General features: G+C 34.9%; 16 protein-coding genes. 11 read left to right on the top strand and 5 right to left on the bottom strand.

What is annotated here, in order from left to right:
- Entirely contained in the window at window positions 1–681 is a 681-nt protein-coding gene (locus DET63_RS23210) for a lysoplasmalogenase (protein WP_002063659.1), read from the top strand.
- Between the two features lie 287 nt (window positions 682–968).
- Window positions 969–1,505, top strand: a complete 537-nt coding sequence (gene lepB / locus DET63_RS23205; RefSeq protein WP_113937974.1) for a signal peptidase I — start codon at window positions 969–971, stop codon at window positions 1,503–1,505.
- Window positions 1,506–1,716: 211 nt separating this feature from the next.
- On the opposite strand, the gene DET63_RS23200 is transcribed toward lepB, so the two are convergent.
- Window positions 1,717–4,485, bottom strand: coding sequence for a tetratricopeptide repeat protein (locus DET63_RS23200; RefSeq protein WP_113937973.1), 2,769 nt, complete (start codon window positions 4,483–4,485; stop codon window positions 1,717–1,719).
- 478 nt (window positions 4,486–4,963) lie between these two features.
- Between DET63_RS23200 and DET63_RS23195 the strand changes: the two genes are divergently transcribed.
- Window positions 4,964–5,557, top strand: a complete 594-nt coding sequence (locus tag DET63_RS23195) for a DedA family protein (RefSeq protein ID WP_002091181.1) — start codon at window positions 4,964–4,966, stop codon at window positions 5,555–5,557.
- 13 nt (window positions 5,558–5,570) lie between these two features.
- On the opposite strand, the gene DET63_RS23190 is transcribed toward DET63_RS23195, so the two are convergent.
- The 3 genes from DET63_RS23190 to DET63_RS23180 form a co-directional block, all read right to left on the bottom strand.
- Window positions 5,571–5,999, bottom strand: a complete 429-nt coding sequence (locus DET63_RS23190) for an EamA family transporter (protein ID WP_002091176.1) — start codon at window positions 5,997–5,999, stop codon at window positions 5,571–5,573.
- Window positions 6,000–6,107: 108 nt separating this feature from the next.
- Complete coding sequence (locus DET63_RS23185) at window positions 6,108–6,254, bottom strand: BH0509 family protein (RefSeq protein WP_000817786.1); 147 nt, start codon at window positions 6,252–6,254, stop codon at window positions 6,108–6,110.
- Window positions 6,255–6,410: 156 nt separating this feature from the next.
- Window positions 6,411–6,827: a pyridoxamine 5'-phosphate oxidase family protein gene (locus DET63_RS23180; protein ID WP_113937972.1), complete on the bottom strand. Its 417-nt coding sequence runs from the start codon at window positions 6,825–6,827 to the stop codon at window positions 6,411–6,413.
- A 177-nt stretch (window positions 6,828–7,004) separates the two neighbouring features.
- On the opposite strand from DET63_RS23180, the gene cax reads away from it, so the two are divergent.
- Both cax and DET63_RS23170 read left to right on the top strand, forming a co-directional pair.
- Window positions 7,005–8,060: a calcium/proton exchanger gene (gene cax / locus DET63_RS23175; RefSeq protein WP_113937971.1), complete on the top strand. Its 1,056-nt coding sequence runs from the start codon at window positions 7,005–7,007 to the stop codon at window positions 8,058–8,060.
- Window positions 8,061–8,141: 81 nt separating this feature from the next.
- Window positions 8,142–8,939, top strand: coding sequence for a YfkD famly protein (locus DET63_RS23170; RefSeq protein ID WP_002091172.1), 798 nt, complete (start codon window positions 8,142–8,144; stop codon window positions 8,937–8,939).
- Window positions 8,940–8,976: 37 nt separating this feature from the next.
- Here DET63_RS23170 and yfkAB read toward each other — a convergent pair whose 3' ends face one another.
- On the bottom strand, window positions 8,977–10,104 hold the full coding sequence (yfkAB, locus tag DET63_RS23165; RefSeq protein ID WP_002125019.1) for a radical SAM/CxCxxxxC motif protein YfkAB: 1,128 nt from the start codon (window positions 10,102–10,104) through the stop codon (window positions 8,977–8,979).
- A 213-nt stretch (window positions 10,105–10,317) separates the two neighbouring features.
- On the opposite strand from yfkAB, the gene DET63_RS23160 reads away from it, so the two are divergent.
- The 6 genes from DET63_RS23160 (at window position 10,318) to truA (ending at window position 16,422) form a co-directional block, all read left to right on the top strand.
- Entirely contained in the window at window positions 10,318–10,500 is a 183-nt protein-coding gene (locus DET63_RS23160) for an SE1561 family protein (RefSeq protein WP_002010264.1), read from the top strand.
- A gap of 356 nt (window positions 10,501–10,856) precedes the next feature.
- Entirely contained in the window at window positions 10,857–12,380 is a 1,524-nt protein-coding gene (gene fumA, locus DET63_RS23155) for a class I fumarate hydratase (protein ID WP_181777952.1), read from the top strand.
- Between the two features lie 125 nt (window positions 12,381–12,505).
- The gene (gene pdaA, locus DET63_RS23150) at window positions 12,506–13,288 is read left to right on the top strand and encodes a delta-lactam-biosynthetic de-N-acetylase (protein ID WP_002091167.1); all 783 of its coding nucleotides are present in this window, start codon (window positions 12,506–12,508) and stop codon (window positions 13,286–13,288) included.
- Window positions 13,289–13,347: 59 nt separating this feature from the next.
- Complete coding sequence (locus tag DET63_RS23145) at window positions 13,348–14,211, top strand: DNA-3-methyladenine glycosylase family protein (protein WP_113937969.1); 864 nt, start codon at window positions 13,348–13,350, stop codon at window positions 14,209–14,211.
- Window positions 14,212–14,221: 10 nt separating this feature from the next.
- Entirely contained in the window at window positions 14,222–15,601 is a 1,380-nt protein-coding gene (rlmD, locus tag DET63_RS23140; protein ID WP_016103455.1) for a 23S rRNA (uracil(1939)-C(5))-methyltransferase RlmD, read from the top strand.
- 83 nt (window positions 15,602–15,684) lie between these two features.
- The gene (gene truA, locus DET63_RS23135) at window positions 15,685–16,422 is read left to right on the top strand and encodes a tRNA pseudouridine(38-40) synthase TruA (protein ID WP_113937968.1); all 738 of its coding nucleotides are present in this window, start codon (window positions 15,685–15,687) and stop codon (window positions 16,420–16,422) included.
- Window positions 16,423–16,466: the final 44 nt, after the last annotated feature.

The raw sequence follows: 16,466 nt of genomic DNA, 5'->3' as shown, positions 1-16,466 counted from the left end.
ATGAATGTACTTTACATTGTGTTAGTCGGGCAAATTATTCTTTTTTTAATGGGAGCAATTTATGCAATAGGACAGACGAAGAGAACGAGAAATAATATGCCGTTACCTTTAGCCGTTCGTCTTATTCTTAGTTTTTCTTTAACAGGAAGTGCAATTTGGATATGGTTACAAGATCCATCGGCTGAGTACAGTACGTGGGTTGCACTCGGTATGACTTTATCAACTGTAGGGGATTTATTTATGGCAGGATTAATTCCAATTGGTCATCGATTAATTGGAGGAATGGTTACTTTCGCTCTTGCACATTGTTTCTATGTGAAAGCATTTTTACAAACAGGTATTTCATGGAATGGTTTTTGGATCGGTTTACTCGTATACGGACTCTTTCTAATTATAGGGTGGTTTTTCTTTATTCGAAATGAAAAACAAGACAAACTTTTTACAATAGGCGCTCTAATTTACGGTTTGTGGGTTGGAGGAATGGCATGTTTTGCATTCGCCTTATATTACGAGAATATAGGAATATGGTGGATACCAGCACTTGGTGGTTTACTGTTTGTGATTTCTGATTTTATTATCGGCGTGACAGATATCGGAGGGCGCAAACTGAAGTATGAACCGCTTTGGATTTGGTTTACATATGTCGCAGCGCAGATGTGTATTGTATATGTAGGATTATAAAAAGATACTCTCAAAAATAGTTGATAGACTATTTTGAGAGTATCTTTTTTATTGCTATGTTATTATATTTGTTTGTTTAATTTGTGTAGTAATTTATACTTTCTAAGCATAAATTTCATAGGAAAAGTCCTGTTTGATAGATGGAAAACATAGTATATAAAAATAGTGAATTTATAGGGAATGTTATTTTTATATTTGTAATATTCTAATGTTACAATTCAGAATTTTGTAGAAATTAACTAGTCGGAGTACTTATAATAAAAATAAAAAGATGATGAGATGGTGGAATGATGCAAAAGAAAAAACATTTGCGTGAATTCTTTGAAATAATTGCAATTGCATGTTTATTAGTGTTTTTGGCAAAAATCTTTTTGTTTTTCCCTACGACTGTAAAAGGAGCATCGATGAGGCCGACGTTACAAGATGGAGATAAAGTAATTATTAATAAACTTGCAAAGAGATTTGAAAGTTATGAGAGAGAGGATATTATTGTCGTGAAGACAGATAATTTCTACGTGAAGAGAGTTATTGGATTGCCAGGAGATGTAATTGAGATGAAGAATGATCAATTATATGTTAATCATCAAGTGAAAAATGAAGAGTATTTAAAGAATAATAAAAAACAGGCAGAAAAATTACTTATCAATTTAACTGAAGATTTTGGACCGATTACAATTCCTAAAAATAAAATTTTTGTGATGGGAGATAATCGTTTAGTTAGTAGGGATAGTAGGAACGGCTTAGGGCTCATTGATAGAACAGAAGTATTAGGAAAGTTCATGGCGATATATTATCCATTTGAACATGTGAAAATTGTAGATTAAAAATAAGAAAAACCAAGCGAGTTAGTTGCTTGGTTTTTCTTATTTAAACAGTTGGTGTTTTATTTATCCCGCATTAACGGGCAGTAAAACTCCCACCTCAAAATTCAGGTGGAGCAAAGAAGCTAGGTGGGAGTGGGGCTGCCCGTAAACGCCCGATTGGTGAAGGCTAATAATCAGTGGGGGATGAACAAAACCCCCACTGATTATAGTTTCACTTTATTGTTTCTTGTGAAGCAATATGTTCATTATTTTGGTCGATATTTAACATGAATTTTCGTTGTAACAATTGCAATTTAAAGAGTGTTAAAGGATCATGATAAGTTTCTGGGTTCGTTCTTAGCTTTGTTAATGTTTGCTCATCTTCTTGTATTTCAAGTTGGGCCGCTTCTACGGTTTGTTTCAATATGCTAAGAGGGTCTTTAAAGAACATCATGATATCCCGTTCTAGCGCACCTTCAAACACTTCAAATTGTAGGAAGAATTGTTTTGAAATCATCTGAGCAACTTCTGTATAATCTTCTGTTTCAATATATTGTTTATATTTATTTGATAGCATAGATTGATTTTTTTGCATATTACCGAATAACTTTCCTGCACTTTTTAAGAAAAATTGTGTCGGTGTAAAGCGTAATAAAATATTGATGTTAGCTACTGTAATTCTATTCGTCATTCTTGCAACATCTCTATCCCAGTCATCTAGTAATTTGAAATCACAAGGAAGTTTAATACGCTCTTCCTCATAGAGCTTATTAAAGGTATCGCTCATTTCATCTAAATAAGCCTGAGCTTGAATGAATTCATTATGAGCAGTTTCAATCCATTCTTGAATAGACCCAGTAAACTTAGGAAGGAGCACTTGCTGTACATGTTTTTGAATTCTTTCATTCATTGCTACATTTAGTTCTTCATGAACCAGTTTGAAATCACTATCTTCTTGAACGAGGTCAGAGCAACTCTGCAACAATTCAGGAATTTGAGAATGTATATCCTGCGTAATCTCTTCTTTCGTTAAGAGATAAGATTCTGTAATAGAACGAATTTTATCTTTTTGAATGGCAGTAAGATTATTAATAAAACCATCAAGTTTTACTAAAATATGTTTATTCCAGCGAACGGATTTCACTAACGTATTTTCTAATTCCACACGTTCATTTACAAGGTATGCAATTGTTTTTTGGATAAACCATAATAATTTTTCAATGCGTTCTTTTTCCACGTTACGCTGAGTAAGGTTAGAAAGAATAGAGTCTGTTACGTTACCTAGCTGTTCACTACTCTCTTGTGAAGGAGAGTAAGGGAAAAAGTGTGCTTCTGGGAAATGTACGAGTATTTTCTTTTTAATGCTGTTCGTGATATTTTCACTAGTATTCGTATCAATTGTTTGTAAGACGAATTTAATTTGTAAATTTGGTACTTGCTCACGAATATATAATAATGTATCGAGCTCTTCATCATGTAATGGTGAAGCTGAATTTAGTACATAGATGAGACTATCTGCTGCCTGTAAGTATTCAAAGTGAGAGCTGTTTTTGTCAAGTTGTCCATGCACAGTAGGTGTGACAAGGAATGAAAACTTATTTTTTCGTAAAAATCTACTTGGTAATTTAACTTCAATACATTTTCTTTCTAGTTTTGACTGAGAAGGTACCGCTAGTATGTTATGAAGTTCGTCAAAGTTTGGTATATTTCGTATATCTAGTTCTGTAAGCTCAGTTATTTCAGTTTGACTATCATCTTTAAATGTAATTGAAGTTGTTATAGCCTCATTTAATATATTTTCTCCTAGTATAGAGTTAATAAAGGCTGATTTATCATAATCGCTAGCTCCTGCTACTAGAAGTTGTGTAACAGTTAAATCGTATAACTCACGAACAAGTAGTGTGAATTGATGACCTAAATCTACATCATTCTTCTCAGCCCATACAGCAATCGTTTCAAATAATGCTGATACGTCTGCCATATCAACATTTGCATGAGCTGATGCATTTGAAAGTAAGGCAAATGCGCTTTTTACGAGTAATGATTCTAGAGTTGTCGGTGAAACTTCATTCCATGCTAATACTGCTGCGGAGACAAGTAAAGAATCTTCCGCTTTCGTTAAACTAAACCAATTTGTTAATAAATCTGGTACAAGTCCTTGTAATTCGTGCATGAAATGTTGTCCAGTAATCAATTCGAAGTACGTCTCTTGATAGCGAGTAGAAATTTCATTCCAATCATCATTAGCATCTACTTCAATATGTAAGAATAGGTGATTTATTGTTTGAATCCAAGGTAGGTGGAATGATTCATTTTCATAGCTGTTCCAAAGTGAAATAACAAGTTCTTTAAACTGAACTTGATCAATAGTATATAAGGCTTTTAAAGATTCATAGAAATACTCAGGTTTTATCTTGTTAGTAAAGCCTCTGTTTACATAATTGATTAAAGTATCAAACCAGTGTAAAGATTTAGTTCGAATTCCTTCTTGAACCGCTAGTTCAATAGCATTATTCCAATCTTCTTGTTTTTCATAGAACGATCGAGCGATTGCAGTAATATTTGGATAGTCCGGTTGAAACGCAACAGCGTCACTAATCGTCTTAAATGCTAGACCTAAACGATTTTGCTCGATATAAAGAGAAAGAAGTTGTAGGGAAACTTCCATCGTAAGAGTTGTATCTTCTGTTTGGATAGATTTATAAATTTCTTCTGCTTTTGGTAAGAAATCTAATTCGAAATAAGCATCTGCAATATTCTTCATAGCCCAGAGAGCAAGTTCATTATTTACTTTCTCCCATTTGAATATAGCGGCTTCAAAGTCGTTAGTTTGGAAATAAACTTCACCTTGTGCAAAGCGAATATTAGATATGTTGGAGAATTCATTTTTTGATTCATTTATATATGCTTCACCGAGTACTTCCGCTACCGGAATGGAAGAGTCTTCTGTTAAAAATGTTTTATAGTAAATCTTTTGGATAAATTGTTTTTCAATGGTCATGTTCGTTCCCCCTGTATAATTTAGAAAAATGATGTTGTATGTAAAAGGGTGCATGTTACTCTAATAGGTAGAAGTTGCATTATATAGACCAAACTATGTTTTTGCTAGATATATCATTTTTCTTGAGAGTTAAACCGTTGCAAAAAGTAACTTCCCTTTATTGTAACAAAAAAATAAGCCTATGAATTTTTATTTTTTTATCTCGCTATTTATAGGCAGTAAGACTCCTACACCAAAATTTAGCGAATGCAGGGAAGCTAAGTAGGAGCCCTGCTGCCCGTAAAATCCCGATTGGTTCAGGCTAATAATCAGTTGGGATGGATAAAAAAACCCACTGATTAAATCTCTGTTTAAGGAATGGAATAGAAGTAGAGTTCATTATAAAAACAATGTATAGTGAATATGTATACCATGTTTGTCTTAAAGATAGAATGGGCACAATATGGAATAACGATCGTGTATAGGATGTGTCTTCCGAATGGAACAACATATTGGCGAGTTAATCGCACATTATGGATATTTTGGAATTATTATAGCTTTAGCTGGCGGGATTGTTGGATTACCTATACCGGATGAGTTTTTATTGACTTTTATCGGATATAACATTTCAAAAGGAGTTATGTCAGGAACAGCTGCTTTTTTAAGTGGAATGGCAGGTGCAATGCTTGGCATTACATTAAGTTACATATTAGGTTTAAAACTTGGGCTCCCTGTTTTAAAAAAATATGGTCCGAAAGTTAGAATTAAGGAACATCATATTGAAAAAACACATATTTTATTTGAAAAATACGGTCCATTTCTTTTAATGATTGGCTACTTTATACCGGGAGTACGTCATTTAACAGCATATTTTGCTGGAGTTTCAAATTTAACATTGTGGCGGTTTTGTTTGTATGCTTACGGTGGTGCACTAATTTGGATAAGTGTTTTTATTGGATTAGGTTGGAAACTGGGAGAGAAGTGGCGCTTTGTTGAATATAGTTTCCATCATTATGGAATATGGATTTTATTAGTTTCGGCAATTGTAACATTTATTGTGTGGATTTACATAAGGAAAAGAAAAAACCGCTAATAATAGCGGTTTTTTAGCTGAAAGCAACAAATAATACACCAGCTGTAATAAAGACTACACCAATACCAGTCATAAAGTTTAACTTTTCACCTAATATAATCATCGCGAGAATAATGGAAAATACTACGCTTAATTTATCGATAGGTGCTACTTGTGAAACTTTTCCTGTTTTTAATGCAAGAAAATAAAATAGCCATGACGAAGCACCAGCGATTCCACTTAATGTGATAAATAGCAGTGCTTTTTTATTTAGGAGGACATCACCGATATTTTGAAATTTACCTTGTATAATAATAACTCCTACCATAAATAATGCCATAATAATAGAGCGAATCGTTGTTGCAACGTTGGCATCGATTCCATCTAAGCCAATCTTTCCAAAAATAGATACGAGGGCAGCAGCAATTGCTGATAATAGTGCGAATAATAGCCATGAACTCATAGTGAAATTCCTCCAATCTTACATTATTATACATGAAAATCATTCTCATGTATAAAAAACGAAATAAACCCCCGCCCTATATTTTTAATAAGGTGGGGGTTTATTATACTACTCTGCTATTTCTTCATATAAAAAGTACGTTACATTATAAATATGCTCTACTTCATCGTCTGTCATAAATAATAATTCGTCACGTTCAATCCCTTTTTTCTTTTCAATAAACTCAATCATGTTTTTTCGTTCTTCTCTTTTCATCAATTTTTATTTCTCCCCTCAATCTGTTTTAATACAGTTTATTTAAGTTACTGCTATTATATAACAGGATCTTTAGAAAGTTCCACCTATTTTATTGTTTTTTTCAGAAGAACCTTTCGACAAAACAAGCCCACCTAAGGTGGGCTTATTTTTATTTTATAGTCGTAAAAACTCGGGCTCGGTCGCACCAGCACTATCGATGTAATAAATTGTATCAGGATTGATTTTTATTAGTACGTAATTAGGATCTTCCGAACCGAGTAACCAGCGTTTTAAGCTATTAGTCCAAAATTTATTTTTTAATGTTTGATCTTCTTCGATGGAAGCGATACCTTCAACTTCAATGTAATCTTCATCTAATTTCTTTCCCTCTCGTCCAAGTAGTACGTGCACATTTGGATTCTTCTCGATATCTGTTATCTTTTTTGAATTTCGATCTGTTGCAACATATAGTACAAAATCTTCGTGGAAAAACATCATAAAGGCACCATGTGGCTTATCGTTACGTACAGTAGATAATATACCTGTTCGTTGACCTTGAATAATAGTTGCGATTTTTTCTTTTAAGTGCATGCTTTTAACCTCTTTTCAATTTTTAATTCTTTCTGTCTAAACAAGACAATTTAAATATCTTTCATACTGTTTTCTTCAATTCGATTTTTTAAACGTAATTGTGATGAAATCGGACAAGTTAGGAGAAGAATAATAATAATATTGAGGAGAAATACAGAAGATGGAAGGATGGAAAGCATGTTTAATAAAATATTTCTTATAGTAGCGCTTATAGGTGTACCACTTTCTGTACTCGGAAAAACATTGCATTGGCCTCAAACAATTATGTTTGCTGTATATTGCATTACGATTATCGCATTAGCGGGGTTTATGGGGAGAGCAACAGAAAGTTTAGCAATTGTTTCTGGACCTCGGATAGGTGGATTATTAAATGCTACTTTTGGTAATGCGGTTGAACTTATCATTTCAATTTTCGCACTTCAAGCAGGATTAATTGAAGTAGTGCTAGCATCTTTAACTGGTTCTGTACTTGGAAACTTACTATTAGTAGGAGGGCTATCCTTCTTTATAGGAGGCCTTAAATATAAAAGACAAAGCTTTAATGTTTACGATGCAAGGCATAATTCAGCTTTATTAATATTTGCTGTTGTCGTAGCTTTTGTTATTCCAGAGATTTTTTCAATGAAAATGGATGCTGGAAAGACGTATCAATTAAGTATTGGTGTTTCTATTATTATGATCATTATGTACCTTGCTGCATTGCTATTTAAGTTAGTTACACACCGCGGTGTATATCAACATAAGAGCGATGAAGAAGTACATGAGGAGGAGCCTGAGTGGTCGAAAGGTAAAGCGCTACTCGTTTTAGCGATAGCAACAATTGCGGTAGCTTATGTTTCAGAGGCACTCGTACATACTTTTGAAACGGTTGCAAAGTCATTTGGCTGGTCAGAGTTATTTATAGGGGTTATCATCGTTGCGATTGTTGGTAATGCAGCAGAACATGCATCTGCAATTATTATGGCGTATAAAAATAAAGTGAATATCGCCGTTGAAATTGCAGTAGGTTCTACATTACAAATCGCCATGTTTGTTGCTCCTGTGTTAGTACTTCTTTCGATGTTTTTTGCACAAAAGATGCCGTTAGTATTTACAATACCAGAGCTTGTTTCCATGATTACAGCTGTTTTCTTAACTATTGCTATTTCAAATGATGGGGATACAAACTGGTTTGAAGGAGGCACTTTATTAGCTGCGTATGTCATTATGGGAATTGGTTTTTATTTATTATGAAAAATAGGGATAACAATGTGTTTGAGGGAAAACAATAAATACAGTAATTTATATACCTTTACGTAGGAAGGAGCCTGACAGGTGAAACGAGTGTACAGCATATGTCTTTCAACTATGGTCTCGTTTATTTTATTATTTCCTAACAGTAGTTTTGCAAAGACGACAGTAGAAGTAAAAATGCCTTCATCTGTTTTAAATATTTCAAAAGATAATACATTTCCAAATGATGCACAAGATTTACCACGTTTACAGCCGAGTAAGTTTGCTCAAGAATTATTGAAAACAACAAATATTAAAATTGAAAACCCAGATTTAATTCGAATGTTTAATGAAACGACAATTTCGAATGCACCGCTTGCAGTAGGGTACCGAGCGAAAATTTATTTAGGGCAATGGGCATTAAATTATGAGTCAATAGACACATCGATTAATTGGGAATATAAGCAAGTAAATCGAAATGTATATGATAATCGCGGAGGGGATCGCTTATACCCACTTCGCTATAAGCAAGAAACCCAAAAGACAATCGAAGGTGATTTAACAGCAGATATGAAAGATACTACAGATGTGAAAAAAATGATGCTTCTAAAAGCGCTTGAAAAAGTACAATTGCCACTTTCATTTAAAACAACCATTGGTTATGGTACCGGACATGAGCGTGTTTATAATATTAGTCCAAGTCAACTTGGATATTTATATGCGTATACACCAGCAGTAAATGAAAAAGGAAAAGTAACATTTGGAGAAGTCTACCTTGTGTTAAAAGGGAATCAAAAAAAGCTTGTCGTGAAAAATATTACATCTCAAGGAATCGGAGCTGCAATTCCAATTCATGATCATTTATTTTTTAAATTTGTTTCTTCATCGCATGCACAATGAAATAAAAAACGTCAGCCTATAAGCTGACGTTTTTTATTTATAACATAATGTTTGATGTTTTTGATAAGAAATCTTCTTTTGGATAGTAGCTATTTTTTACAAGAACATTCGGTCCAAGGCATTTCACAGCAGGACAATGGCAACTTAATGATTTTGCTGTTTTTGAGTCACACCATTTGTCGTAAGCTTCTTGTAGTGTATTTGTTTGTACATTACCTAGAAGCGGGACATCACCGAAGTCGGTCACGATAATATTTCCATCGAAAATATTTACGTTCAAACGAGAACGACCATCTGGATCATTGCGGACAGTTACATTTTTACTTTCATGTAATTTCTTTAGTGTAGCTAAATCGTGTTCATTATCACTACATGCATAGAAAGGTAATGTTCCGAATAACATCCACACATTTTCATCACGGATCTCTAATAAATGTTCAACTGCATTTCGAATTTCTTCTTTTGTTAAAATTTCAAGTGTGCTAGCGAAGTCACTCGGATACATCGGGTGCACTTCATGACGTTTACAGCCCATTTCTTCAACGATTTGACGGTGAATATGTTCAATATGTGGTAGAGTTCGTTTGTTTAACATAGTTTCGGCTGATACGAGTACACCTGCCTCTGATAGAGCTTTACTATTTGTAATCATTCTTTCAAATAATTTAGCGCGCTGTTCATAAGTAGGCTTACGCTCCATCATTGCAAATCCGCCTTCAACGAAGTCATCGATTGTTCCCCAATTATGTGAAATGTGCAATACATCTAAGTAGGGAATAATTTGTTCGTAACGTGCTAAATCTATAGTTAAGTTTGAGTTGATTTGAGTGCGAACGCCTCGTTCATGGGCGTATTTTAAGAGTGGTGTTACATAGTTGTCGACGGATTTTTTTGAAAGCATAGGTTCTCCGCCTGTAATACTTAAAGAACGTAAATGAGGAATCTCATCTAATCGTTTTAATAAAAGCTCCATCGGAAGCGGGTTTGGATCTTTCGGCTGTAATGTGTAACCAACAGCGCAATGCTCGCAACGCATATTGCATAACGTCGTCGTTGTAAACTCAACGTTTGTTAATAGTAGTTTGCCGTACTCTTCAAGGTCCATATACGCTTCCCATGGATCGTAAGAAGGAGTAATCGGCTTCATTATTTGTGATATCGTCATATGAAATACTCCTTTGACTATTGAAATAACAATTTGTCCATTCTCTATAATAGAAGAATATGTGCTTTTTATAAAGTGAAACTTTTTTGTGAAAAAAGAGAGAGGGCTTACATTATAATGAATTACTGCGACAAAATTGATGAAATTACATGCCCATAGCAATCATTTTTGCGGTATAATAAAAGCAACTCGAATTAAAAGGAGAGTGCCTTCATGGGAAAAGCAATTCAAGGTAAAGATTCACAACTAGTATATTTGAAAGAACGTTTAAATATGTTCATTGAAGTAATTGATACGATTGAACCAGAAGAGGTAGAATTAGAAGATGTAGATCGTCTTCTTGCAATGTTAGATGAATTAGAACTGAAATGTGAGCAATTTAAAAAAGACGAATAATATATTAAAAAGGCTGCCACTACAAAATTGGCAGCCTTTTTCTGTACGGATAATAGAAGGAATATAGAAAAAAAGGTATAATCAAGTTGTGAAAAATTTCATTTAACCTTTAATGGCGTGAAATAAAGTGAAACTTTACTCAGTGGGGAGTTCATTCCCCACTGAGTATTAGCCTTCACCAATCGGGCGTTTACGGGCAGTTGATCTCCAACCTAACTTCTTTGCTCCACCTGAATTTTGAGGTGGGAGTCTTACTGCCCGCAAATAGCGGGATAAATAAACAGCTGAAGAGTATAACAATGGAATTTTCATTTCATAACGTTTTGGTAGCGTTCACAATTGAGGGGGAAGTAACAATGGAAAAGCTTCAAGAAAGCATGTATCAACTAATTGTTGAAACGTCAACGAACTTACCGAAAGATGTTCGTCGCGCAATTCAACAAGCGAAAGAACGAGAAAATGCAGGGACTCGTTCAGCGATGGCACTTGGCACAATTACAAATAACATTAAAATGGCAGATGATAATATCTCGCCAATTTGCCAAGATACAGGGATGCCAACGTTTAAAATTTATACACCAGTTGGTGTGAATCAATTAAAACTGAAGGAAGCTATCTATAGTGCGCTTGAGCGGGCGACAAAAGATGGTAAACTTCGTCCAAACTCTGTTGATTCTCTTTTTGGAGACAATAGCGGAAACAATTTAGGACCAGGTACACCTGTTATTAAGTTTGAACAATGGGAAAAAGATTACATTGATGCACGTTTAATTTTAAAGGGCGGCGGTTGTGAAAATAAAAATATTCAATATAGCCTGCCTTGTGAAATAGAAGGACTTGGACGAGCTGGGCGTGATTTAGAAGGAATTCGTAAATGCCTTCTTCATGCAGTATATCAAGCGCAAGGTCAAGGGTGTAGCGCAGGAGTAATCGGCGTCGGTATCGGGGGAGACCGCACATCAGGTTACGAATTAGCAAAAAATCAATTATTCCGTACATTAGATGATGTAAATCCAGTTCCAGAATTACACAAGCTTGAAGAGTATGTATTAGAGAATGCAAATAAGCTTGGCATTGGTACGATGGGATTTGGCGGAGAAACAACTTTATTAGGTTGCAAAGTTGGAGTATATAATCGTTTGCCAGCAAGCTTCTACGTATCTGTTGCGTATAATTGTTGGGCATATCGTCGTCTTGGCGTAACAATTCATCCTGAAACAGGTGAAATTATGGATTGGTTATACCAAGAAGGTGAAGATACACTTCAACAAGACGCTGCGCAAGAACAAACAGAGCAGCGTGAAATCGTATTACAAGCTCCAATTACAGAAGAGCAAATTCGTGAACTTCGTGTTGGTGATGTTGTTACAATTAACGGCATGATGTATACAGGACGTGATGCGATTCATAAACATTTAATGGATAACGATTGTCCAGTAGATTTAAAGGGACAAATTATTTATCATTGTGGTCCAGTTGTAGTGAAAGATGAAAATGATAATTGGCAAATTAAAGCGGCAGGTCCAACGACAAGTATTCGTGAAGAGCCATATCAAGGCGATATTATGAAAAAGTTCGGTATTCGTGCTGTAATTGGTAAAGGCGGTATGGGTGCTAAAACATTAGCAGCTTTAGAAGAACACGGTGGTGTGTACTTAAATGCAATTGGTGGTGCAGCGCAATATTATGCTGAATGTATTAAAGAAGTGAAAGATGTTGATTTCTTACAATTCGGTATCCCAGAGGCAATGTGGCATTTACGTATCAATGGTTTTAAAGCAGTTGTAACGATGGATTCTCATGGTAAAAGTTTACATGCTGATGTTGATAAAACATCACTTGAAAAATTGGCGAGCTTTAAAGAACCTGTATTTAAGTAAAGAGAAGTGCATCTCGAATTATTCGAGGTGCATTTTTTGGTATATATAGAAAAACATGTTCAGCATGAAAGAAAGCAGGGAAACAGAAACTACAGGTACGATTATATATGGAAAGGAGACTATTTATGAAATATAAATGGTTATATATAGGTCTCATTTTTTCAATTATGATGGCACTTGTTCCAGTTTCAACATTTGCTTATACGAATACATCACATAGCTGGGGAATCCCACGCCCTAAAAATGAAACGGTGCCAGATGCAGGGAAACTATATACAGAATTACTACAAAAAAATGGTGGGTTTTATTTAGGAGATACGAAGAAAAAAGATATTTATTTAACATTTGATAATGGATACGAAAATGGATATACAGGAAAGATTTTAGATGTATTAAAGGAGAAAAAAGTACCAGCAACTTTCTTTGTGACGGGACATTATATAAAAACACAAAAAGATTTATTATTAAGAATGAAAAATGAAGGACATATTATTGGTAATCATTCTTGGAGTCATCCAGATTTTACAACAGTAAATGATGCAAAACTTCGTGAAGAATTAACGAGCGTAACGGAAGAGATTAAAAAAGTAACAGGGCAAAAAGAAGTGAAATATGTACGCCCTCCGCGAGGTGTATTTAGCGAAAGAACGTTAGCTCTTACGAAAGAAATGGGATATCATAACGTGTTTTGGTCGCTGGCATTTCTTGATTGGAAAGTAGATCAGCAAAGAGGATGGCAATACGCTCATAATAATGTAATGACTATGATTCATCCAGGATCTGTTTTGTTACTTCATGCAATATCAAAAGATAATGCAGAAGCACTTGCGAAAATCATTGATGATTTGCGCGAGAAAGGGTATCATTTTAAAAGCCTAGATGATTTAGTAAAAAGCAATCAACCGTAAGCATGTATGCTTGCGGTTTTCTCATGCTATAATGATGTGTAAAAAGGATGGGGAAACGTATGTGGAGCGAACATGTTACGTTAGAATATCCGTACCATTTTGAGGAAGTACTAAAGCGTTTATCTTTCGACCCGTTAAACGTTATTCAATTAGACGAGAAAGTAATTTATGTCCCGCTTTTTATAGACGAAGAACAGATTGTTGTTCGTTTGCAAGGAATTGGTACTATTCAAAATCCACAGTTTTGGATCTCTAGTCAGGCAGGAGATCAAGAGAAAGTAATGAAACGAATGAAATCCATTTTTCACTGGAATGAACCGTTTCAAAATATACAAAATCATTTTTTAAACACATCATTACGTCCACTATTTGAAACATATGCTTATACTCCAATTATTTTAGAATTTGATTATTTCGCTTGTCTTCTTCGCTGTATTATTCATCAACAAATAAATTTGAAATTTGCTACTGTGCTAACAGATCAATTTGTAAAACGATATGGGACAGAGAAGAACGGCGTTTTCTTTTTCCCAACACCAGAAAGAGTAGCAAACATTTCAATAGAAGAATTGAGAGAGCAGAAGTTTAGTCAGCGAAAAGCCGAATATATAGTAGGATTAGCAAAACATGTTGTAGGCGGTACATTAGATTTAGCAAGGATAGAAAACGAAACAGAAGAAGAAGTATCAGCACAATTGTTACCAATAAGGGGTATTGGAGCATGGACAGTGCAAAACTTTTTAATGTTTGGGCTTGGTCTGAAAAATATGTTTCCAAAAGCAGACATTGGAATTCAGCGCGCAGTACAAGGTGTATTTCAATTAGATAATAAGCCTGATGATGCATTTTTAGAAAAAGTGAAACAAGAGTGTGAACCATATTGCAGTTATGCAGCGTTATATTTATGGAAAAGTATAGAGTAGAGGTGTAATAATGATACAAGAGCAACAAGAGAGTAAGTTGGAAGTTGGTCAAACGTTTCCTGTGACAATTAAACGTCTTGGGATTAACGGAGAAGGCGTTGGTTATTTTAAGAGACAAGTTGTTTTCATTCCAGGGGCATTACCAGGAGAAGAAGTTGTTGCTGAAGCAACGAAAATTCAGCGTGGCTTCGCTGAAGCGAAAGTGAAAAAAGTTCGTAAATCATCACCACATCGTGTGAAAGCACCATGTTCAGTATATGAGGAGTGTGGTGGCTGTCAATTGCAGCATCTAGATTATAAAGAACAATTAAATCAAAAGCGTGATATCGTTGTACAAGCATTCGAGAAGTATATGAATGACAGTCTAGAAGAGAAAATTCGCCCGACGCTTGGTATGGAAAATCCATGGCATTATCGTAATAAAAGTCAATTGCAAGTGGGGCGTAAAGACGAAAAGGTTATTACAGGGTTATATAAGCAAAACTCACATCAGTTAATTGATATTTCTCATTGCATGATTCAACATAAAGCAACGAATGAAGCGACAAAAGTTGTAAGACGTATATTAGAAAAATTAAATGTCTCTATTTACAATGAGAAAAAACAAAAAGGTTTAGTACGCACAATTGTGACACGTACTGCAGTTCAAACAGGGGAAGTGCAAGTCACACTTATTACAACAAAAGAAGAATTACCAAATAAAGATCAATTTATCGCAGAAGTACAAAAACAAATGCCAAGTGTTAAATCAATTATGCAAAACGTAAACTGGCGTAAAACATCTGTTATTTTCGGTGATAAAACATTTAAATTAGCTGGAAAAGAAGTAATTCAAGAAACACTAGGTGATTTATCATTTGAATTATCAGCACGCGCATTCTTCCAATTAAATCCAGAACAAACGGTTGTTTTATACGATGAAGCGAAAAAAGCAGCTGCTTTAACAGGAAACGAGAAGATTGTGGATGCGTATTGCGGTGTCGGTACGATTGGACTTTGGCTTGCGAATGATGCAGCGGAAGTACGTGGTATGGATGTAATTCCAGAAGCGATTGAAGATGCAAAGAAAAATGCAAAACGCCACGGATTCACAAATGCAAAGTATGAAGCTGGTAAAGCGGAACAATGGTTACCAAAATGGGTGAAAGAAGGCTGGAGTCCAGATGTCATTGTTGTCGATCCACCGCGTACAGGTTGCGATGATAAATTACTTGAAACGATTTTAAAAGTGAAACCGAAACAAGTTGTTTACGTGTCTTGTAATCCATCCTCATTAGCACGTGATGTGCAAACATTAATGAAGAGTTATGAAGTGGAGTATGTGCAACCAGTTGATATGTTCCCACATACAGCTCATGTAGAAAATGTAGTGAAACTTGTTAGAAAGTAACATTCAATAAGGATATGTCCCTCACAAAGCAGGAGCTATGTGAGGGTATATTTTATTTAGCGAATGGAAGTAAGGAGAATACGATGAACAATTATAAATTGACGATTCAATATGACGGTGCGCGTTATAAAGGGTGGCAACGTCTTGGGAATAATGACAATACGATTCAAGGGAAAATCGAAAGTATAATATCTGAAATGGTCGGAAAAGAAACTGAAATTATCGGCTGTAGTAGAACGGATGCTGGTGTACACGCTTTGAACCAAGTAGCTAACTTTCAAAGTGATGAGAAGTTAGTAGAACATAAAGTGAAAAAGTATTTAAATCAATATTTACCAAATGATATTAGTATTACGAGTGTAGAAGAAGTACCAGATCGTTTCCATGCTCGTTACAATTCTAAAGCAAAAACATATCTTTATAAAATTTGGAATGAAGAGCATACGAACCCATTTATGCGTAAATACAGCATGCACGTGAATAAACAATTAAATGTGAAAAGCATGAAAGAAGCTGCGAAACATTTAATTGGTTCACATGACTTCACTGCTTTTTCAAATGCAAAGTCTAAGAAAAAATCTATGGTTCGAGAAGTGTATACACTTGATGTTTCCGAAGAATCAGGATTTGTACAAATTAGAGTAAGTGGTAACGGATTCCTTCATAACATGGTGCGGAAAATTGTTGGAGCATTAATTGAAGTTGGATTAGGACAATTAGAGGCGGACGCAATTCCAAACATTTTAGAGGAAAAACAACGTAATCAAATTAATTGTCTTGCTGAGGCGAGTGGATTGTACTTGGAGAAGATTGAGTTTTAGAAAAGATATGAATAAGAAAAAAGCACTCATTTGAGTGCTTCTTC

Source organism: Bacillus sp. DB-2, assembly GCF_003315125.1.
GTDB lineage: Bacteria > Bacillota > Bacilli > Bacillales > Bacillaceae_G > Bacillus_A > Bacillus_A mycoides.
The sequence above is the reverse complement of the archived record's forward strand: the minus strand, read 5'-3'. Positions and strand labels throughout refer to the sequence as shown.